The 21,233-nt window shown below is 66.8% G+C and carries 15 protein-coding genes; 6 read left to right on the top strand and 9 right to left on the bottom strand.

The window, feature by feature from the left end:
• Positions 1 to 24: 24 nt before the first annotated feature.
• Positions 25 to 1,833, bottom strand: a complete 1,809-nt coding sequence (locus C725_RS06995) for an SLC13 family permease (RefSeq protein WP_008601354.1) — start codon at positions 1,831 to 1,833, stop codon at positions 25 to 27.
• Positions 1,834 to 2,010: 177 nt separating this feature from the next.
• On the opposite strand from C725_RS06995, the gene C725_RS06990 reads away from it, so the two are divergent.
• From C725_RS06990 to ptsP, 5 genes are all read left to right on the top strand, one after another.
• Positions 2,011 to 4,833, top strand: coding sequence for an ATP-dependent DNA helicase (locus C725_RS06990; RefSeq protein WP_008601350.1), 2,823 nt, complete (start codon positions 2,011 to 2,013; stop codon positions 4,831 to 4,833).
• 11 nt (positions 4,834 to 4,844) lie between these two features.
• Complete coding sequence (locus C725_RS06985) at positions 4,845 to 6,080, top strand: aspartate kinase (RefSeq protein ID WP_008601347.1); 1,236 nt, start codon at positions 4,845 to 4,847, stop codon at positions 6,078 to 6,080.
• A 23-nt stretch (positions 6,081 to 6,103) separates the two neighbouring features.
• A complete protein-coding gene (locus C725_RS06980; RefSeq protein ID WP_008601346.1) occupies positions 6,104 to 7,102 on the top strand; it encodes an NAD(P)H-dependent flavin oxidoreductase in 999 nt (332 codons plus the stop codon).
• A gap of 229 nt (positions 7,103 to 7,331) precedes the next feature.
• Positions 7,332 to 9,875 (top strand): TonB-dependent receptor, encoded by a 2,544-nt coding sequence (locus C725_RS06975; RefSeq protein WP_008601344.1) that lies wholly within the window; start codon positions 7,332 to 7,334, stop codon positions 9,873 to 9,875.
• A 161-nt stretch (positions 9,876 to 10,036) separates the two neighbouring features.
• Positions 10,037 to 12,319, top strand: a complete 2,283-nt coding sequence (ptsP, locus tag C725_RS06970) for a phosphoenolpyruvate--protein phosphotransferase (RefSeq protein WP_008601342.1) — start codon at positions 10,037 to 10,039, stop codon at positions 12,317 to 12,319.
• 290 nt (positions 12,320 to 12,609) lie between these two features.
• Here the strand turns inward: ptsP and C725_RS15310 are convergent, their stop codons facing one another.
• The 3 genes from C725_RS15310 to C725_RS06955 are packed head-to-tail and all read right to left on the bottom strand — an operon-like array spanning position 12,610 to position 15,750.
• On the bottom strand, positions 12,610 to 13,362 hold the full coding sequence (locus C725_RS15310) for a class I SAM-dependent methyltransferase (RefSeq protein ID WP_008601340.1): 753 nt from the start codon (positions 13,360 to 13,362) through the stop codon (positions 12,610 to 12,612).
• A 21-nt stretch (positions 13,363 to 13,383) separates the two neighbouring features.
• Positions 13,384 to 14,565, bottom strand: a complete 1,182-nt coding sequence (locus C725_RS06960; RefSeq protein WP_008601339.1) for an acetyl-CoA C-acetyltransferase — start codon at positions 14,563 to 14,565, stop codon at positions 13,384 to 13,386.
• Between the two features lie 60 nt (positions 14,566 to 14,625).
• Positions 14,626 to 15,750 (bottom strand): alpha/beta hydrolase, encoded by a 1,125-nt coding sequence (locus C725_RS06955; RefSeq protein ID WP_078056180.1) that lies wholly within the window; start codon positions 15,748 to 15,750, stop codon positions 14,626 to 14,628.
• Between C725_RS06955 and phaR the strand changes: the two genes are divergently transcribed.
• Positions 15,749 to 16,321 carry a polyhydroxyalkanoate synthesis repressor PhaR gene (gene phaR, locus C725_RS06950; protein WP_008601334.1) on the top strand — a complete coding sequence of 191 codons (573 nt, stop codon included), beginning with the start codon at positions 15,749 to 15,751 and terminating at the stop codon, positions 16,319 to 16,321. The two genes, C725_RS06955 and phaR, sit on opposite strands and share 2 nt — an antisense overlap.
• 24 nt (positions 16,322 to 16,345) lie before the next feature.
• On the opposite strand, the gene C725_RS06945 is transcribed toward phaR, so the two are convergent.
• From C725_RS06945 to C725_RS06925, 5 genes are all read right to left on the bottom strand, one after another.
• Positions 16,346 to 16,723: a hypothetical protein gene (locus tag C725_RS06945; protein ID WP_008601333.1), complete on the bottom strand. Its 378-nt coding sequence runs from the start codon at positions 16,721 to 16,723 to the stop codon at positions 16,346 to 16,348.
• A 72-nt stretch (positions 16,724 to 16,795) separates the two neighbouring features.
• A complete protein-coding gene (locus C725_RS16670; RefSeq protein ID WP_008601332.1) occupies positions 16,796 to 17,731 on the bottom strand; it encodes a PRC-barrel domain-containing protein in 936 nt (311 codons plus the stop codon).
• Positions 17,732 to 17,814: 83 nt separating this feature from the next.
• Positions 17,815 to 18,243 carry a DUF2147 domain-containing protein gene (locus C725_RS06935; RefSeq protein ID WP_008601331.1) on the bottom strand — a complete coding sequence of 143 codons (429 nt, stop codon included), beginning with the start codon at positions 18,241 to 18,243 and terminating at the stop codon, positions 17,815 to 17,817.
• A gap of 46 nt (positions 18,244 to 18,289) precedes the next feature.
• The gene (locus C725_RS06930) at positions 18,290 to 19,501 is read right to left on the bottom strand and encodes an acetyl-CoA C-acyltransferase (RefSeq protein ID WP_038282040.1); all 1,212 of its coding nucleotides are present in this window, start codon (positions 19,499 to 19,501) and stop codon (positions 18,290 to 18,292) included.
• A gap of 65 nt (positions 19,502 to 19,566) precedes the next feature.
• On the bottom strand, positions 19,567 to 21,111 hold the full coding sequence (locus C725_RS06925; protein ID WP_008601327.1) for an ABC transporter substrate-binding protein: 1,545 nt from the start codon (positions 21,109 to 21,111) through the stop codon (positions 19,567 to 19,569).
• Positions 21,112 to 21,233 lie beyond the last annotated feature (122 nt).

Genomic DNA, 21,233 nt, shown 5'->3' with positions numbered 1-21,233 from the left:
GTCGGTCCCCTTGTTCTCCCGCTCCTAATACAGGAAATAGATGGCGGTGCAGGTCGCCAGACCCACGATCAGGTTCATCGGCAGACCGATCTTCAGAAAGTCGGTAAAGCGATACCCGCCGGCTGCGTAGACCAGGGTATTCGTCTGATAACCCACCGGCGTGGCAAAGCTCGCTGACGCCGCGAACATCACCGTCAGGAGGAGCGCGCGCACGTCCGCCCCCAGCGGATCGGCGAGTGCGATGACGAGCGGCGCCATGAGCACCGCCACTGCGTTGTTGGTCACCACCTCCGTCAGCGCGGACGTCAGCGCATAGACGATCAGGAGCACGGCAAAGGGGCTGGCCGCCAGCAGCGTCGGTGTCGTCCAGCCGACGATCAGTTCGACCGTGCCCGCGTTTCTGAGGCCGAGGCCGACCGCCAGCATCGCGAAGATCAGCACCAGCACATTGCCGTCGATGCTCTGCCACGCCTCTTCCGCATCGATACAACGCGTGAGGAGGACGATCGCCACGCCCATGATGGCAAGGGTCTCGATGGGCGCTGCACCCATTGCGGCAAGGGCGATAATACCGAGCATGGTGAGGATGGCGATGGGCGCCTTGAGACGCCGAAAGGGGCGCGCCTGGCTTTCGCCGACCTCGACAAGATTGATGTTCGCGCGCAGCGCGCTCGCCGCAACGCTGTCGGCGGCGATGAGGAGGCGGTCGCCCGCGCGAATGCGGACCTGCGACAGGGACGGCCCCGCCATGTGGCGCGGACGCGACAAACCGACGACACGTACCGGCAGGCGGCTGAGGAAGGGAATCTCCGAAAGCTGGCGGCCGATTGTGGGATGCGAGGGGCTGATGGTCGCGCTGATGAAGTTCGGCTCGGTCAGCATCGTTTCCGTGCCGACGCCGGGGCGCAGCGTGGCATCGCGCGTCAGCGACACGAGCTCCGTCTCCGTCGCTTCCAGGATCAGGCGGTCGCCCGGATCGAGGACCACCGGCAGCTGGTCGCCGCGCAGGAACCGTGTCTTGCGCTGCACCGCGATCAGGCTGAGGCCGTCGCGCTTCAGCAGCTTGACGCTGCTGGTGGATAGCCCGTCCAGGCGCGAACCCTCTTCCACCACCAGGTCCGTGATGTAGAGCCTGCGGTTCTGCTCATCCTCCTGCGCCGCTGCGGCATCGCGGGGCGTGTCATGTCCCGGCAGCAGGAACGGGCCGAGCAGAGACAGGGTCAGGATGCCGGCTATGGCTGTCACCGCGCCCACCAGCGTCGGCTCGAAGATCGTGAATGCGGCAAGTCCGCTGCGCTGCGCAATGCCGTCGACGAGAAGGTTCGTCGAGGTTCCGAGAAGCGTCATGCTGCCGCCCAGGATCGAGATGTAGGACAGCGGGATCAGCATGCGCCGGGCGGCTATGCCGGCGGCCCGCGCCGTTCGCTTCATGATGGGAATGAGGACGATGACCACTGGCGTGTTGTTCACCAGTGAAGAGGCAGTGAACGTGCCGCCCATAAGCTGCACCATGGAAAAGCGAGGGTTCTTGTCCGCGCGCGCCGATACGATCGCTGCCATCGCGTCGACAACGCCGGTCCGGACAAGCGCGCCGGACAGAATGAACATGGCCGCGATGGTGATCGGCGCGGGATTGCTGAAGACGGCGGCAAGGCGCTCCGGCGTCAGAAAACCCAGCATCAGCATGACAGCGCCGCCGGCAACGGCGATGACGACCGGTGGCAGGCGCTCACTGATGAAGCCCGCCAGAATTGCAAGGAGAACGAGAAGACCGATGAGGGCGGAATGCGCATCGACGAAGGCAGAAAGAGTATTGAAGGCGTCCAGCTGCATGTCCGATCCGAAATGGGGCCACGGTTCCCGCACCCTAGAGGAGTGTGTTGCCGCCAGCAGTCTTGCGCCATGGCTAACGCGCCCGCTTCATAAATCCTAGACGCAGAAAAGGTTCATGCCGTGCCGATGCGTCGCAGGCCTTGCGGCGGAGGGCGCATTGCCGTCAAAGGGGCGGCGATGGCTGTTCCGGTTCCGTTCCTCCTGCCGCACCCGGCGCTCGCCGCGTCGCTGGACGGGTTGTGGCTGGCGGAGGCGCAGGGCGAGCCCCGGCGCATCGAACGGGCGGAGGCGATCCGGCTGCTGGCCTCGACGCCGACGATCATGGTGAATGTGCCGCTGGTCGCCGCGAAGCTTGGTTATCCGGAGCTTGGCGGCCTCGACCTCCTGGAACTGTTCGCGTTCGTGCATCCCGCGCGTTTTGCGGTTCCCACCGTCGCCGGCCTGGCTGCGGTCTGCGACTTGGACTTGCCCATCGGCGGCGCCGCGGAGGCCGATGCGCTGCGTCAGATCGCCGGCACCTTGCTGGCACGCATGGCCCCTGACGACGGGGAAAAGGACGGCGGAACGGCGCGCACGGCGCCCTGGGCGGAGCGCGCCGGCGCCTGGTCTATTGCTCAGGCGCTGTCGCGCGCGCGCTGGCCGTGGGCGGCGCCTGTTCTCGCAGCGATGGGCGGCCCCCCCGCGGGCACGGAGCGATCGATCTTCACCAGTCTGCCGAAGTGGGAGGATGCGCCGCCGCTCGCAAAGACGAAGACGGTGCGTCTGGAACAGGATGCGGTCGAGGAGCGGCTGACCGGGCTGCTCGGGGCCGGCGCGGAAACGCGTGAAGGGCAGCGCGCTTATGCCCGCGCGGTCACCCACGCCTTCGATCCGCGCAGCGTCGAAAACGCGCCCAATGTCGTGCTGGCGGAGGCGGGGACGGGCATCGGCAAGACACTCGGTTATCTCGCCCCGGCCAGTGCCTGGGCGGCCGAGGCCGGCGGCACGGTCTGGCTGTCCACCTATACCAAGGCCCTGCAACGGCAGCTGGATGCGGAAACGGCGCGCCTCTATCCCGATCCTGAGGAGCGGAAGCGCCGCGCCGTCGTGCGCAAGGGCCGGGAAAATTATCTTTGCCTCCTCAACCTGGAAGATGCGGTGCAGGGCAGCTTCGGCGGGCGCGCCGCGATCTATGCCCGCCTCGTCGAGCGCTGGGCACGCTATTCGGCCGGCGGCGACATGATCGGCGGCGACCTGCCCGGCTGGCTGACGGGCCTGTTCGGCCGCACCGCGCAGGCGGCGCTGACCGACCGGCGCGGCGAGTGCGTCTATGCCGCCTGCCCGCACTACCGCCGCTGCTTCATCGAGCGTGCCGCGCGCGCCAGTCAGGAGGCAGACCTTGTCATCGCGAACCACGCGCTCGTGATGGTGAACGCGGCGCGCGGCAAGGCGGAGGGGCGCGGCCTGACGCGGCTCGTGTTCGACGAGGGGCATCACCTGTTCGACGCCGCCGACACGACGTTCTCGCTGGACCTGACCGGCGCGGAGGCGATTGAGATGCGCCGCTGGATTATCGGCCCGGAAAAGAAGACCAAGGGCCGCCGCCGGGGCCTGACGGCGCGTCTCGGTGACCTGGTGGCGTTCGAGGAGGAGGGCGCTCTCCTTCTCGACGAGGCGGTGGAGCGCGCCCGCGCCCTGCCCTCGGACGGCTGGTTGAAGCGCGTGGTCGACGGCGCCCCCCACGGCCCGATCGAGGCGCTGCTGGCGGAGGTGCGCGCGACCGTCCTTGCGCGGGCGAAGCCGAACGAGGCGGGATACGGTCTCGAAACCGAGATCGCGGAGCCGCCGGCGGCGCTTGTCGAGGCGGCGGCGCGCGCGCAGTCCGCCATAGAGGACATGGCCGTGCCGCTGCGCCGGCTCGCCGCGCGCCTGACGAAACTGATGGAGGCGCCGCCCGACTGGCTGGACGCGCCGGCCCGTGCGCGGGTGGAGGGCGCGCTTGGCGGCATGGACTGGCGCATGAGCATGTTGACCGGCTGGGGCCATCTGCTCGCGCGCGTCGGCGGTCCGCCGCACCCGGATTTCGTCGACTGGCTGATGCTGTCGCGTGTCGAGGGCCGTGAATATGATATGGGCATCCTGCGCCACTGGCTGGACCCGACGAAACCGCTGGCGGAGGCGGTGCTGTCGCCCGCCCATGGTGTGGTCGTCACCTCCGCCACGCTGCGCGGCCGGATCGCGGACGAGGCGGCGGAGCCGGATGCCGACTGGCGGGTTTCGGAAATGCGCACGGGCGCCAATCACCTGCCGCTGCCGGCGCGGCGCTTTCAGGTGGACAGCCCCTTCGACTACGCGGCCAACACGAAGATCCTGGTGGTCACCGACGTGAAGCGCGGCGACGCCGCGCAGCTTGCCGGCGCCTATCGCAGCCTGATCGAGGCGGCGGGCGGCGGCACGCTCGGCCTGTTCACCGCCATTGCCCGGCTGAAGGCGGTGTTCGCGCGCATCCATGGGCCGCTGGCGGAGGCGCGGCTGCCGCTTTACGCCCAGCATGTCGATCCCATCGATGCCGGTACGCTGGTCGACATGTTTCGCGCCGATCCACGCGCCAGCCTGCTCGGCACCGATGCGCTGCGCGACGGCGTCGACGTGCCGGGCGATTCGCTGCGCCTCGTCGTGATGGAGGGGGTGCCGTGGGCGCGGCCGACGGTGCTGCACGCGGCGCGGCGCGCGGCGTTCGGCGGCAAGGCCTATGACGACCTGATCACTGGCGGCAAGCTGGCGCAGGCGTTCGGCCGCCTCGTCAGACGCGCCAGCGACCGCGGCGTCTTCGTGCTCCTTGGAGCGGCCGTGCCGACCCGGTTGACGCAGGCTTTTCCCGCGGGCGCGGAGGTCGAACGTGTCGATCTGGCAACAGCCCGAGAAATCGTCGCGGCTCAAGTCGGCCCGGACGCGCATGATCGTGACAAGCAGCCGGTTTCCGGCAGCACGGGCGTTGCGCCGCCGCCGCCGGGCCCGTAAGGCGCGCTGCCATGGCACGCATCGTCATGAAATTCGGCGGCACCTCCATGGCCGGGCTGGAACGCATTCGCGCGGCCGCGCAGCGCGTGAAGCGAGAGGTGGACGCCGGCAACGAAGTCGCCGTCGTGGTCAGCGCCATGGCCGGCGAGACCGACCGTCTGGTCAGCTTCTGCCGGGAGGCGGCGCCGCTGCACGACCCGCAGGAATATGACGTGGTCGTGTCTTCCGGCGAACAGGTGACGGCGGGGCTCCTCGCCATCGTCCTGCAGTCAATGGGTGTGGAGGCGCGGTCCTGGCTCGGCTGGCAGATGCCGATGCACACCTCCAACTCGCACTCTGCCGCCCGCATTCGCGGTCTCGATGGCGACAAGATGCTGGGCGCGATGGCGGACGGCGTCGTTGCCGTCGTGCCTGGCTTTCAGGGCCTGGCCGAAAGCGGCCGCGTCACGACGCTGGGGCGCGGCGGGTCCGACACCTCGGCGGTCGCAGTCGCGGCGGCGCTGAAGGCGGATCGCTGCGACATCTATACCGATGTGGACGGGGTCTATACGACCGACCCGCGTATCGTGCCGCGTGCGCGAAAGCTCGACCGCATCACGTTCGAGGAGATGCTGGAACTGGCGTCGGTGGGCGCGAAGGTGCTGCAGACCCGCTCCGTCGAGCTTGCGATGAAGCAGAAGGTGAAGCTGCGCGTGCTGTCGTCGTTCCGCGACGTGCCGGGCACGGACATTGTTGATGAGGATGAGATCGTGGAAGACCAGCTGATTACCGGGATCGCCTATAATCGCGGCGAAGCGGAAGTGACGCTGACCAAGGTGCAGGACAAGCCCGGTTCGGTGGCCGCAATCTTTGCGCCGCTGGCCGAGCATGAGGTCAATGTCGACATGATCATCCAGAACATCGCCGATCCTGACGGGCGCACCGACGTCACCTTCACGGTCGCGCGCACGGAAATCCCGCGCGTCATGGAACTGCTGAAGGCGGCGCGGGATGCGATCGGCTATGAGGACCTCAGCTACAACGACAAGGTCTGCAAGCTTTCCGTCGTCGGCGTCGGCATGCGCAGCCATACGGGCGTCGCGGCGACCATGTTCCGGGCGCTGGGAGAGCGGGGCATCAACATCGAATCGATCACCACCTCCGAAATCAAGATCAGCGTCCTGATCGCCGAGGAATATACCGAGCTTGCCGTGCGCGTTCTCCACTCCGCCTATGGCCTCGACGCGGCCGAGGAGGAAGCGGCGTGAGGCACCCCCGTCTGCAGGCGCTGATGCAGCGCGGCCGCGCGTTTCTCGGCACCGACTATGCGATCATGGGCGGCGCCATGTCCTGGGTGTCGGAACGCAATCTCGTCTCCGCCATCTCGAATGCGGGCGGGTTCGGCATGATCGCGTGCGGCGCCATGGACCCGGACATGCTGGCGCGGGAGATCGAGGAGACCGCGAAGCGCACCCACAAGCCCTTCGGCGTCAACCTCATCACCATGCACCCGCAGCTGTTCGACCTGATCGAGGTGTGCGGCCGTGCCGGCGTCAGCCATATCGCGCTGGCCGGCGGCCTGCCGCCAAAGGGCTCGATCGACGCCATCAAAGGCTCGGAGACCGGCACGCCGGCAAAGCTGATCTGCTTCGCGCCCGCGCTCAGCCTTGCGAAGAAGCTGGTGCGCTCCGGCGTCGATGCGCTCGTCGTCGAGGGGATGGAAGCGGGCGGCCATATCGGCCCCGTCTCGACCGCCGTTCTGGCGCAGGAAATCGTGCCCGAACTCGGTGCGGAGGTGCCGATCTTTGTGGCCGGCGGCATCGGCCGGGGCTCTGCCATCGCCGCCTTTCTGGAGATGGGCGCGGCCGGCGTGCAGCTCGGCACGCGGTTCGTCGTTGCCGAGGAATGTATCGCGCACGAGAATTTCAAGAGGGCGTTCATTCGCGCCTCCGCCCGCGATGCCGTCACCAGCGTCCAGCTCGACAGCCGCCTGCCCGTCATTCCCGTGCGCGCGCTGAAGAACCGCGCGTCCGAGGAATTCGCCGCCAAGCAGCGCGACGTCGCCCGCCTTCTCGACGAGGAAAAGGTGGAGATGGCGGAGGCGCAGTTGCAGATCGAACATTATTGGGCAGGCGCCCTGCGCCGTGCCGTCATCGATGGGGACGTCGAAACCGGCAGCGTCATGGCCGGGCAGTCGGTCGGCATGGTCAAGCGCGAGGCTCCGGTATCGGAGATCGTCGCTGAGCTGGTGGACGAGGCGGAAGCGGCGCTGACGCGCAAGGCGGGCTGACCCGCGATCATTTTGCCGGCCTTGCGGCGGCTGCGACTCCCCAATCTGTCAGGTGTTGCGCGGCGAACACGCTGCGCCATGGGCGATGTGTCGCCCACTAGCGGGCGCGCACGCGCTCGGCTACAGCCTCCATCCAATTGATCACGCTAGAGGATCAGCGGAAATCCGTGGGGAGGCGCCGTCCTGGTCGCCGACGAAGAATCCTATAAGAATTGAGGGGGAATTCGAAATGAAGAGCATTTACCTGCTTGGCGCCGCCGCTTGCGTTCTCGCCGCACCGGCCTTCGCTCAGACGGTCCAGGAGGCGGCCGAACCGTCCGCACCCGCGCCGCGCATCGAGGATGCCAGCGGCAACGCCATCGTCATCACCGCCACGCGGCGCGCGGAAACCATTCAGGACGTGCCCATTTCGGTGAACGTCGTCGCCGGCGATCTGATCGAAAATGCCGGCGTCGACGACGTTCGCGCGCTTCAGCAGGTCAGCCCCAGCCTTCGCACCGGCACGGGCCAGTCGAGCGCGACCGGCACCTCTCTTTCCATTCGCGGCATCGGCACGGGCGGCGACAATCCGGGTTTCGAGCCGGCGGTCGGCGTCTTCATCGACGGTGTCTACCGCGCCCGCGCCGGCGTCGCCATCAGCGAGCTGCCGCCCGTCGAACGGGTTGAGGTGCTGCGCGGGCCGCAAGGAACCCTGTTCGGCCGCAATACTTCGGCCGGCGCTCTCAACATCGTCACGGAACTGCCGGAATTCGACCTCGGCGGCTTCGCGCAGGTGGAATATGGCAATCAGGGGCAGCTGGAACTGCGCGGCATGGCGACCGGCGGCGTCAACGACGTCATTGCCCTGCGGGTCGACGGCGTCTACCGGGAGCGGGACGGCTATATCCGCGACGTCAACACGGACCGCGAGTTCAACACCATCGACCGCTACGGCGTGCGCGCGCAGGCTCTGGTCGACAATGCCGACCGCCTGACCGTGCGCATCATCGGCGATTATTACAAGACGGACGAGGAGTGCTGCTACGCCGTCAACGTCGCGCCGGGGCAGGTTGCGCCTGTCCTCGACGCGCTTGGTGGGGCGCTCGGCCTCGACGGGATCGTGACGCCGGACAGCCCCTCCGACCGTGTCGCGGCGGCCAGCCCGAACCGCGATCTGACCGAACGGGTCGAGGATTGGGGCGTCTCGGCCGAGGTCAATTATGACTTCGATTTCGCCACGCTGACCTCCATCACCGCCTACCGCGACTGGGACGCGCTGCGCGATCAGGATATCGACTTTTCCGGCGCCGACCGTGCCTATCGCGACAATTACAGCACGGGCCTGAAGGATTTCACGCAGGAGGTGCGTCTGCAGGGGACGGCGTTGGACGACCGTCTGGACTGGCTCGTCGGCGGTTTCTACCTGAACGAGGAGCTGACGCTGACCGATACGGTTCGCCTCGGCAGCCAGGCGGCGGCGTTTACCGACACGATTTTCGCAAGTCGTGGCTTCGAACTGTTCGACACGTACGGCGCCGCCGTGCCGGAGTTCGGTCAGTTGCTGATCGCGCCGGGCAGCCCGCTGTTCAACCCGCAGCTTGCTGCCGCGGCGGCGGCGAATCCGGCCCTCCTCGCCTCGCTCGTGAACCCGATTCCCGTCGGCGGAGAAGGGTCGGGCCAGCAGGGCGACAATTATACCGTCGATACGAACGCCATCGCGCTGTTCACGCACAACGTCTTCGACATCACGGATTCGCTGTCGCTGACGCTCGGCCTGCGCTGGAACCATGAGGAAAAGGACATCAGCGCCAATCTCCTCGCCACCAACCCCACCTGCGATTTCTTCCTGAACCCGGCGAACGCCGCCTACACCCAGACGCTGACGCAGGCGACGGGCGGGGCGGCGCTGCTCCTCGGCTGTAACCCGACAGTGAACAGCGAGTTCAACGGCGATTATGATGGCGGTTTCAGCGACGATGAGTTCACCGGCACCGCGAAGCTCGCCTACAATCTGAACGGCGACCTGCTGCTCTACGGCAGCTACGACCGCGGCTATAAGGCCGGCGGTTACAATCTGGACCGCGCCGGGTTCGACACGGCGCTTCTGGGCGGTGATGGCGCGCAGATCGAGGATCTGCAGTTCGGCGCAGAGACCGTCGATGCGTACGAGGTCGGCTTCAAGGCATCGATCAGCCCCGAATTCTCGCTGAACGGCGCGGCCTTCTATCAGGATTTCACCGACTATCAGCAGCTCGTCTTCACCGGCACCAGCTTCGCCGTTGAAAATGTGCCGAAGACGGTTTCGAAGGGGGTGGAGTTGGATGCCAACATTCGCCCCGTGCGCGATCTCAACATGGCGTTCGGCTATGCGCTGACCGATGCCAGCTTCGACAAGGATCTCGACCTCTCGGCAACGCCGCTTGCGGGGCAGGAGGGGACGCAGCTGGTGAACATTCCGCGTCACGCGCTCACCGGCTCGATCACCTGGACGCCGCCGCTGACGGCCGACCTCGACATGCTGTTCCACGTCGACGGCCGCTTTCAGAGTGAGGTCGAGACCAGCACGGCAACCTCCGCCTTCGGGATAACCGACAACAAGGGGTATGGCATCGTCAACGCACGGATCGGCATCAACACGACCGACGGGCGCTACCGGCTGGAGGCGTTCGTGGAGAACCTGACGAACACCTATTACAATATCGCAAGCTTCGCAGTGCCGGAGCAGACAGGCACCTTTGCCGTCTATCCCTCTCCGCCGCGATATTACGGACTGACGGCGCGGGTCGGCTTCTGACCCGCTGGGCGTAACGGCGGCGGCGACAAGGGGGAGCGGCCGCCGCCAACGCTTTTTATTTCGTATACGGTACGTTAGCCCAGCCGGGCCTTTCGGCCGCGCGCATAAAAGCCATCGCGAGTGACTTGGCGCGCGCGCGGTGTTTCTGGTAGGGCGCAGCCATGAACGCCCCCGCGAGAGTTTCCGCCGGCGCGGCGGCGCGGGACATTCTGCGCCGCCTGCACGACGTCATGGCCTCACGCAGCACTGCGCAGGCGAAGCTCAACCGTGTCGTGGATATCATCGCAAAGTCGCTGACATCCGAGGTTTGTTCCATCTATCTTCTGCGCGACGGCGTTCTGGAACTGTTCGCGACGCACGGCCTCAACCAGAGCGCGGTTCATGTGACCCGCCTCGCCGTCGGTGAGGGTCTTGTCGGCCAGATCGCCGAGCACCGCGAACCGCTGAACCTGGCAGAGGCGAAGGCGCACCCGGATTTCGCCTATAAGCCGGAGACGGGAGAGGAAATCTTCCACAGCTTTGCCGGCGTTCCCATCATCCGGCAGGAGGCGTCCGTCGGCGTCTTGTGCGTACAGCATGCCGACCCGCGTCAGTATGAGGATATCGAGATCGAGGCGCTGCAGACGGTCGCCATGGTCCTTTCGGAGCTCATTTCCGCCGCCGGCCTCATCGACAAGAGCGCACTCGGTTCCGTCCGGGCGCATGAGGGGCCCCTGCGCCTCGACGGCATGGCGCTCGTCGACGGGGTAGCACGCGGCCGCGCTGTCTTCCATCAGCCGCGCGTGGTGGTCGAGCATACGGTTGCGGAAGACGTGGAGGTCGAGAAGGAGCGTGTCGTCGCCGCCTTCGACCAGATGCGCAGGCAGATCGACGCCATGCTCGGCAAGGCCGAGTTCGCAGCGCCGGGCGACCATGACGACATCCTCGAGACCTACAAGATGTTCGCCTATGACGAGGGCTGGATTCGCCGCATTACGGAGGCGATCGACAGCGGCCTGACGGCGGAGGCGGCAATCGAGCGCGTGCAGATGAAGACGCGCGCGCGCCTGCGCGGGGCCAGGGACGCCATCTTCGCGGAGCGTCTCAGCGATCTCGACGATCTTTCCAACCGGCTGCTGCGACTCGTTTCCGGTCAGATCGGGACGGCCGCGGAAATGGGCATCCGCCGCGACACGATCCTGCTGGCCCGCAACCTCGGGCCTGCGGAGCTTCTGGAATATGATCGCCGCTATCTGAAGGGCGTGGTGCTGGAGGAAGGGTCCGCAACCTCGCACGTCATTATCATCGCGCGCGCAATGGGCGTGCCGGTTCTGGGGCAGGTCAAGAACATCCGCGCACAGATCGCCGAGGGAGATACGCTGCTCCTCGACGGTGCGCGCCATACGCTGTTCGTGCGGCCCGCCGAAGCGGTCACCGAGCAGTTCACGGAGCAGATCGCAGCGCGCGCGCGGCTGCAGGCGGAATATGCGAAGCTGGTCGGGAAACCGGCCGAGACGGTGGATGGCCAGCGGATCAGCCTGTTCATGAACGCCGGCCTGCGCAGCGATCTGCCGCACCTTGAGGCCACGGGCGCGGACGGGATCGGTCTGTTCCGCACGGAATTCCAGTTCCTGGTCAGCGCCACCCTCCCGCGCCGCGAACGGCAGACGCGTCTTTACGAGGCCGTGCTGGCGGCGGCGGGTGAACGCCCCGTTACCTTCCGCACGGTCGACATTGGCGGCGACAAGGCCGTGCCCTACGTGTCCGAACAGCGGCGCGAGGAGAATCCCGCCATGGGATATCGCGCCCTCCGGCTCGCGCTTGGGCGAGAAGGGCTGATGAAGGTGCAGGCCCGCGCGCTTCTCGATGCAGCCGCCGGAAAGACGCTGAACGTCATGTTCCCCATGGTGTCCGAACCTTGGGAGTTCGAAGCCGCGAGGCAAATCGTGGAGGATCAGCGCAGACATCTGATCGACCGCGGCGCGGACGTGCCCGCGCAGGTTAATTACGGCGCCATGCTGGAGGTGCCGGCGCTGGCCGAAGTGCTCGACACGCTTCTGCCGATGGTCGATTTCCTGTCCATCGGCACGAACGATCTGGTGCAGTTCCTGTTTGCTTCCGACCGGTCGCATCCGAAGCTGGCGGAGCGTTACGATTGGCTCAGCCTCAGCGTGCTGCGATTCCTGAAACGGGTCGTCGATGCCGCCGACGAGGCGAACGTGCCTGTCACGGTCTGCGGCGAGATGGGCGGACGGCCCGCTGCCGCCATGGCGCTACTCGCGCTCGGCTATCGCCGGCTTTCGATCACGCCAGCCGGTATCGGACCGGTCAAGGCGATGATCCGGACGCTCGACCTCGCCGATCTGACGGAGGCGATGCAGGGCTGGATGGCCGCAGGGCGCAATATCCGCGCCGCGCTGGAAGGCTGGGTCGAAATGCACGGAACCGTCATTCCAGGCCGTTAGGCACTTTTTCGCCAATACCGATGGCCGCCCTCCGGACTGCCGGAAAACTTTACATCCGTCTACGCGTTACCCCGGTAAGCCCTTGGAAAGCTGCTGATGGCACGGGAGTTGCTTCATCGTCATCATGTTGGATCGCTTGGCCAATCTGTTCGTCCTGAAGACGGGTTTTGAGGCGGGGGTGGTAATCTACGCGCTAGCCTTGGGAGGGGCGGAGCGCGGATTGCTGTACCTCGAAACCTATCCAGGCCTTTTCGGGTGGCTCTTGTTCTCGGCCTGTTTGCTGACGGTGCTTATCGCTGGCGCAAGTCTCGTGGACGGCGTGAAGGCATGGCGCGCGCGGCGACCGGAGCAGCAGGCACTAAGCCGGGTCGTCGCGCGCGCTCGCTTGCAGACCTGACCCTGGCTGCGGCCGGACCGCCGCTCTTTCGTGCCAGGACGAAGTGAATGCCGCCCAGTCGCGGCACGGCCCTGCCAAGCAGGCCGTCCATCCAACGCAGACCCGCGACCGGCGGCGCGACAAGCGCCGTCTTCCAACTGATCGGTTCGAAGCCGCCGTCCCACAACAGACGGCGCAGTTCGCCGCGGCCGAAGGGGCGGCCCAGGCCGAAGGGTGTGGTTTCGAAATGCGTCCACAGGCCGGCGCGGTTGGGCACGATCAGGATCAGGTCGCCGGCCGGCGCCAGCACGCGTTCGGCCTCATGCAGAATGGCGCGCGGGTCGCCATGCTCCAGCGCGTGAACCATCAGCACCTGATCGAACATGGCGCCGGAGAAGGGCAGGTCGTCGGCATAGCCTGCAACGGCGCAATTGGCGCCGCGCCGAGGCCAATGGCGCTGCGGCACGCCGCACGAGGACAGCATGACCGCCCTCTCGAACTTGTCGGGGCTCAGCCCGGCAAGGAGCGGCCGTGGGTATCCCATCGCCAGGAAGCGCGTGTTCGCCTCTCGCCGCACCGTCGGGGCAACGATCCCGGCAACGATGCGCGCGTCCCGCCGTCCATCGCGTCCCGCGTAAAAGGTGCGAAGCTGCTCGGCGAGATCCATGGGCCTTTGCCCCCGGGGTCCTCAGCGCTCGATGGTGACCGCGATGCCCATGCCGCCGCCGATGCAAAGCGTGGCGAGTCCTTTCCTCGCATCGCGCTTCTTCATCTCGTGCAGCAGCGTCACCAGAATGCGCGCACCGGAGGCGCCGATAGGATGGCCGATGGCGATGGCGCCGCCATTGACGTTCACCCGGTCCGTGTCCCAGCCGAGTTCCTTACCGACGGAGAGCGACTGGGCGGCAAAAGCCTCGTTCGCCTCGATCAGGTCGAGGTCGTCCAGCGACCAGCCGGCCTTCGCCAGCGCCTTTTTCGACGCCGGCACGGGGCCGATGCCCATATAGGCCGGATCGACGCCGCAGCTTGCCCAGCTGGCGATGCGGCCAAGCACCGGCGCGCCGCGCCGCTCCGCCTCCTCGGCGCTCATCAGCACCAGCGCCGCAGCGCCGTCGTTGAGGCCGCTGGCGTTTGCGGCCGTGACCGACCCGTCTTTCGTAAAGGCTGGACGCAGGCCGGACAGCCCCTCGGCCGTCACGCCCTCGCGAATGAACTCGTCGGCGTCGACGATGGTCTCACCCTTGCGGCCTTTGACCGTGACAGGTGCGATCTCGTCCTTGAAACGCCCGTCGCGGCGCGCGGCCTCCGCCTTGTTCTGGCTGCCGGCCGCGAACACGTCCTGCATATCCCGGGTGATCTGATAGCGCTCGGCAAGATTCTCAGCCGTCTGGCCCATATGATAGCCGTTGAAGGCATCCCACAGGCCATCCCGGATCATGGTATCGACGAGCGCGAGATCGCCCATCTTCTGCCCCTGCCGCAATTGCTGGGCATGCGGCGCGAGCGACATGTTCTCCTGTCCGCCCGCGATCATGATCTCCGCATCGCCGAGCGCGATCTGCTGGCTGGCGATGGCAACGGCGCGCAGTCCGGACCCGCACACCTGATTGACCCCGTAGGCCGGAACCGCCTCGTCGATTCCGGCGGCGATGGAGGCCTGGCGCGCGGGGTTCTGACCCTGCGCCGCAGTCAGCACCTGGCCCAGGATGACCTCGCTGACATCCTCGCCCGCGATACCCGCCTCCTGCATCGCAGCGACAATCGCCGTACGGCCCAGTTCGTGGGCGGGCACGTTGGCGAAGCTGCCGAGGAAGCTGCCGACGGGCGTGCGCTTGGCGGCGGTAATGACGACTTCGGTCGTGGAGCTCATGATCGGGTCCTTCCGTTCGGGGATTCGCTGGATTGCCATATCGGGGCCTTGCTGCCCGCCTTAAAGACTTGCGAGCCACGCGGCCATGGGTTCCCAGACCTCGTGGCGCGCGCGGCTGCCGGCGATCATGCCGACATGGCCCGCCCGGGCCTGGCGCGCGTCCGGCGCTGGCGGCGCGGCGGTCGCCGGGACGAGCCGGTCGCCGGTCGCGGCGATGTCGATCCACGGAACGGAGATGTCTTGCGGGCGGATGCGCGTGCCCCCGACGCGCCATTCGCCCGCGCCTGTCCTGTCCTCTGCGAACAGACCGGTCACGGCTTCCTCCATGGCCGGAAGCGCAATCGGCGCGCCGCTCGAGGCCCAGTCCTCCATACGCTCGAAGCGGCGGGCCTCCTCGCTCCCGTCCGCCATGACGGCGTAGCGTTCAAACTTGCGCGGCGGCAATTGCGGGTCGAGCGCCCAGAAGGCCGGTTGCACCAGCGACATGGGAACAGCCGACAGGCCTTCGGCCACGCGGCGCGCCTGCGCCCAATAGTCTCGCACCTCCTTGCGGCGCTCGTCGGGATAGCCGCCGAACCGCCACGGCGTCGCCAGCGTGACGAGGCCGCCCGCTTTGCCCCGCACCGTCGCTGCCATGGCAAGCGTGCCGCCCAGGCAGTAACCGGCAAGCACCGGCCGTTCGAGGTGGCGCGCGAGCGGCTCGAGACGCTGCGTGACGTAATCGCCAAGATCGAAATGAAGCTCCTCCGCACGCGGCCGGCCCCAGTCGATCATGTGAACGGCATATCCTCGGCCCGCAAGCCAGCGCGCAAGCGAACGATTCCTGTCCAGGTCCAGGATATCGGGCGGATTTATCAGCGAGGGGACCAGCAGCAGCGGCGGCCCGGCATCGGCAAAGGACAGGAGGCGCGCCGACCCGGCGGCGGCGACAAGTCGCGGGGGTGGAGACGGCGCGGATGCCGGCGGTGCGGCCTGGTAGCGCGCGACCGCCGCGAGGATGCGCTGCCGGCGGCCCCGGTCGTTCCCCGCCGCCTGCCGGACCAGCTCCAGAAACAGGGGCAGCGGGTGCGGTCCGCGCGCCGGCAGCGCATATTGCTGCGCAGCATCCCCGCGTGCTAGGCGTTTCGCGGATGCAGCATGACCGGCGCCTGGTGCGTCGGAGTCGCCTGGGGGAGGAGCGGACATGGCAAGAAAATCCAAAAGCGAAAGCGGTTCCGGTGAAGAGGGCGACAACACGCCGATCATCATCAAGAAATACGCCAACCGGCGCCTCTACAACACCGGCACGTCGAGTTACATCACGCTCGACCATCTGGCCACGATGGTTCGGGAGGGGCAGGACTTCAAGGTCGTGGATGCGAAGTCCGGCGATGACATCACCCGCACAGTCCTGACGCAGATCATCATGGACGAGGAACATGGCGGTCAGACCATGCTGCCCACCAGCTTCCTGCGGGAAATCATCTCCATGTACGGCAATCAGATGCAGGCAATGGTGCCGTCCTATCTGGAAGCCTCGATGGCGGCGTTCCGCAAGAACCAGGAGGAGTTCGCGAAATCGATGATGGGCGGCAATCCGTTCGGCGCCATTGCGAAGCAGAACATGAAGATGTTCGAAGCGGCCTTTCCGGGGGCGGGCAAAACGCCGGGTGCAGCGTCGGAGAATCAGCCCGTCGAACCGGAGCGCGGCGACGATATTCGCGAGCTGAAGGCGGAACTGGCGGCCCTGAAGGAGAAGCTCGACCGCATCAGCTGAGAGTTCCGTGCGGCGCCCAGGCGGTCAATACAGCCAACCGCGACGCTGGGCGCGAACGGCATACCAGGTTGCGAAGATGCCGATGGCGATGACGACACCGCCGATCGTGACGACCTGCCAGGCCGCGCGTCCGAAAAGAATATGCGCGAACTGGATCGTGGCGGCGATGACGGACAGCAGGAACAGCGGAGCCGACCAGCGACGGCGCAGGAGCAGAAGCACCGCCGCCGCAACGCCGCTCCAGACGCTGATGCCGAACAGTGCGGCTACGAACGTGGGGACGTCCGACAGCATCCCGTTGTCGGCCTGATTCAGATAGACGGCGGCGCCGATCCCCTCCCACACGAGCAGCAGGACTGCGATCACCCAGAAACTGGGAATGGGACGGACCTGAGGGGGCATCGCAGTCTCCAATAGAAGAAGATGGGCGGCATCCGCGAACAGCGCCGCCCGTTCGTCACGTCTCGTTGAGGCTCAGGATGGCCGGTAGAAGACCAGGATATCGCGGCGATACCCGGCATCGTCGAAGTCCGGTGTCTCGTCCTTCTTGAAGGAGGGCGCATTCTTCAGATCCGCCTTTTCGAGGTTCAGCACATAGCCGTCATGCTTCGTTTCATAATCGAGGACCGGCCAGGGCAGCGGATAGTAATGCGCGCCGAGCCCCATGACGCCGCCGAACTGCAGAACGGCGTAGGCGACGCGGCCGGTATATTTGTCGACCATGAAGCTGACGACCTTGCCGATCTCCTCGCCGCTGCGGTCGACCACCTTCGTGCCTTCCACCTTCTCCGAAGAGATGAGCCGCACGGTTTCATCGGTCTGCAGGCGAAGTTCGAAATCGTCGGCGTCGCCGCTGTGTCCGTCCCGGCCCCGCTGATAGCGTTTGGCCCCTGCCACCGCCGCGGCGCCGACCGCAGCGATGCCGAGTGCGGTTCCGGCACCGATGCCGATCTTGTTCCAGTCCCAGCTGCCCGGAATCCGTTTCAGCTTGGCGCGCGTATACCGGTCGCCCAAGCTGAGGCCGTCCTTCTCCGCGATCATCGGTTTCGCCTGGGAGATCAGCGTTTCATGGCGGCTGCACAGCCGGTCGAGCTGCTCCAGAACCACCTCGAAGCTTTGCGTCCAGTCCTTCTCATTCTTGCCCGGGCGGTCCAGCCAGGACAGGTCGCGGCGCATCGACTTGTGATGCTGCTCGATCTCATGAACGGTGGCGGATGTGGCCTGCTGCTTTTCCAGCGGCGGAAAGATGACGTCCTCGACGGCGGCAAGGTGGCGGCGAAGCTTTGTGTCGAACAGGTCGAACTGGTTGTCGCGGCTGGCCGGACCCTCGCCGTCCATGGATTTCAGCACATCCTTGCCAAGACCCTTCAGTTCCTCATGATCCGATTCGATTTGCGCCCAAATGTCCATGTCGGCCTATCCTTCGCTCAGCTTGATTTTCACCAAGATCAACGGCGGGCCTAGCGACCGGTTCCGGCAGCGGGCGGTGGGAATCAGTCGGCGCGGCGCCAGATCTGGGTCTGGCAGAACGGGCCGACGCAGCCCTTTACCTGCAACCGGTCCGGCGCGGACCGCTCCAGCAGAGACCGGTAAGTCTGGCCTTTCTTCGGGTCATAGATTTCTCCCCGCCACTCATCGCCGTCCTCCTCGAAACCGGTCAGGATCGCCAGGCCGAGAACCTTTCGGTGGCGTTTGGCCGTATCGGGATTGTGGATGTCGCGCTGGTCCGGCCCGCTGGGCGGCGGCACGAGGAACTCGACAACGCGGCCGCACAGCGATGCCCCGCAATCCGCGATGCGAACCACCGCCTTGCCGTCCTCGGTGATCCAGTCCCCGGCAACCGGCTGCGCGGCCGAGGTCGGCAGGGAAAGAAGGGTCAAGGCTGCGGCGAGGGCCCATGCAGCGGTTCGACGGGCGGACATCAGGACTCCTGTCATCGGCAGGCGGGGAGGGGGTTGCTTCACCGGATCAGGACGCGCTGTTCATCATTTCCACGGTCATGGCGGTCGCCTCCCCGCCGCCGATGCAAAGGGTTGCCAGACCCTTGCGCGCGCCGCGTTCCTTCAGCGCGTGCAGCAGCGTCACCAGGATGCGCGCGCCGGACGCGCCGATCGGATGACCGAGCGCGCAGGCGCCGCCGTTGACGTTGACGCGGTCCTCATCCAGGCCAAGGTCACGGATTGCGGCCATGGCGACGACGGCAAAGGCTTCGTTTACCTCCCACAGGTCGACCTCCTCCGCCGTCCAGCCCGTCCGCTCCAGGACCTTGCGCGATGCCTCGATGGGTGCGGTGGTGAACCATGCGGGCGCCTGCGCGTGAGTCGCGTGGCCAAGGATGCGCGCGATCGGGGAGAGGCCGCGCCGTTCCGCCTCGCTTTCGCGCATCAGGATCAGCGCGGCGGCGCCGTCCGAAATGGAGGAGGCGTTCGCCGCCGTCACCGTGCCGTCCTTGCGAAAGGCCGGCTTCAGCTGCGGGATCTTGTCCATCCGCGCCTTGCCCGGCTGCTCGTCGGTATCGACCACCGTGTCGCCGCCGCGGCCCGAAACCGTGACGGAGGCAACCTCGTCCTTGAACCGTCCCGTTTCGATGGCGGCCTGGGCGCGTTCCAGCGAGCGGATCGCATAGGCGTCCTGCGCTTCGCGGGTGAACTGATAATGTTGCGCGCAGTCCTCCGCGAAGGTGCCCATCAGGCGTCCCGGCTCATAGGCATCCTCGAGCCCGTCGAGGAACATCGAATCCTTCACCTCGCCATGCCCCATGCGAAAGCCGCCGCGCGCCTTTGGCAGCAGGTAGGGCGCGTTCGTCATCGACTCCATACCGCCCGCCACCATGATGTCCGCCGAGCCTGCCGCGATCATGTCGTGCGCGTCCATCACCGCCTTCATACCGCTGCCGCACATCTTGTTGACGGTCGCCGCACCGACGCCCTGCGGCAAACCGGCGCCAAGAAGCGCCTGCCGCGCCGGCGCCTGGCCCTGGCCGGCGGGCAGCACGCAGCCCATCACGCCCTGCTCGACGTCCTCGCCAGACAGTCCAGCCTGCTGCATGGCGGCGGCGATGGCGGCGCTGCCGAGCTGGCTGGCGCTCGCCCCGGACAGTTCGCCCTGGAAACCGCCCATGGGGGTCCGCTTGGCAGCGACAATGACGACCGGGTCCCGGGATGTTGCGGTGCTGGACATGAAAACTCCTTGATGCTGGCAAATCGCGATCCTGCCTTGTCATTTAGGCATGGGACGCCGTCGTCTTAAGACCCCCGGGTCAGAAAGCGCGGAGGGTGCGCGCCGGAAATATTGTCCTCCCAACCGCCGATGCCGGGTCGGACCAGCGCCCAACGGACCGGGGAGAAAACCGGCAATATCGGTGCCTCCTCTGCAATGATGCGGGCGGCGCGGCGCGTCATGTCGATGCGCGTCCCGCGATCCGTACTGGCGTCCGCCTGCCGCATCAGGCCGTCCGCCTCCGGACTGCAGAAGCCGCCGAGGCGCACGTCGCAGCGAAACGGCCGTAGGAAATACCGGGCAAGCGGCATGGGGGCGATCCGCTCGATCAGTGCCAGATCGAAATCGCCGTCGGCAATGGCCTTTCTATGATCGTCCGGACGGCGCGTGTATCCACGCAGGGTGATGCCGAGCGGCGCCCAGCGCTCGGCAATCGCGTTCAGCACCTCTGTATGGGTCTCGCCCCCTTGCGGAAGCGCGACGTCGAGCGAAATGGATTTGTCGGGGGCGATGCCGGCCTCCGCCAGCAGACGCCGCGCCTCTCCCATGCGGGCCTCCTGCGTCCAGACCGACCAGTCCGGCACGGCGCCGGCATAGGCGGGCGGCAGCGTCGGCGGCAGCGGGCCATAGGCGGCCTGCAAATCCGGCAGAGCGAACAGGTCGTTGATGATAGCCTCTCGGTCGATGGCCATGCTGAGTGCGCGGCGAACCTTCGGATCGGCCAGGGGACCAGCCCCCGTCCGCGCGAGATAACCGTAGAATCCGTATGTTCGCTCCATGCGAAGGGACGGTGCCAGATCGGGGGCCTGGACGCGGCGGAGCCCTGCCGTATCGCCGCCGATGACGATGTCGGTGTCGCCCTTCATATAGCTTTCGATGGCATCGTCCGCCGGCAAGGCATCGGTCAGCCAGATGGGCGTCAGCGGCGTTTCCTCGTCGGCGCCGTACCAGGAAAGGTTTGGAAGAAGCGCGCGCGGCGCCCCGTCTTCGCGTTCGATCCGGTACGCGCCGGACGGCGGCGGGGGATCGTCGCGCGATCGCAATATGGCCAGTGACGGCTCCGCCAGCAGTGCCAGAAGGTTGGGGTTCTCCTGCGACAGGGTGATGGTGACGACGTCGGGCAACGGGTCCGCCACGCCCAGCATGCGCGGCGGCGCCCGGTTGCCGGCCACGGCAATCGCACCCTCTATGTCCATCAGATAAGGCTTCAGCGGGGAGACGCTGCCGGGCGACAATTGCCGGCGCAGCACAGCCACGACGTCCCCGGAGGTGATCCGCCGCCCGTCCGGCCAATAGGCCTCCCGCAGCTTGAAGACATAGCTGTGCCCCTCGTCAAGGACACGCCAACTGGTCGCCAGCCCCGGTACGATGCGTCCGTCCGCCGCCCGCGCGGTCAGGCCCAGATGCGCGGCGGAGACGGTGTAGGACACGCGCCCCTCGAACGCGGGATCGTGCAGCCCCTCGTCCGCGACGAACGTCATACGGATGCTCTCGTCGGCGGCGGAGATGGCGCCCTCCTCGCACGCCGCGATGGGCAGCAGGCAGAGGGCGAGAAGCAGTCTCCGGAACATGCCGTCTGATAGGGCGAGGACGACCGGTCGCACAAGCGGCTGTACGGTAGGCGATCGATGAAATCTCACCGATATGTGCAGGGTGCGGCGCATGACCCCGCGATTGCCAGCCGATGGGGCAA

The organism is Pacificimonas flava, assembly GCF_000342165.1.
GTDB lineage: Bacteria > Pseudomonadota > Alphaproteobacteria > Sphingomonadales > Sphingomonadaceae > Pacificimonas > Pacificimonas flava.
The sequence above is the reverse complement of the archived record's forward strand: the minus strand, read 5'-3'. Positions and strand labels throughout refer to the sequence as shown.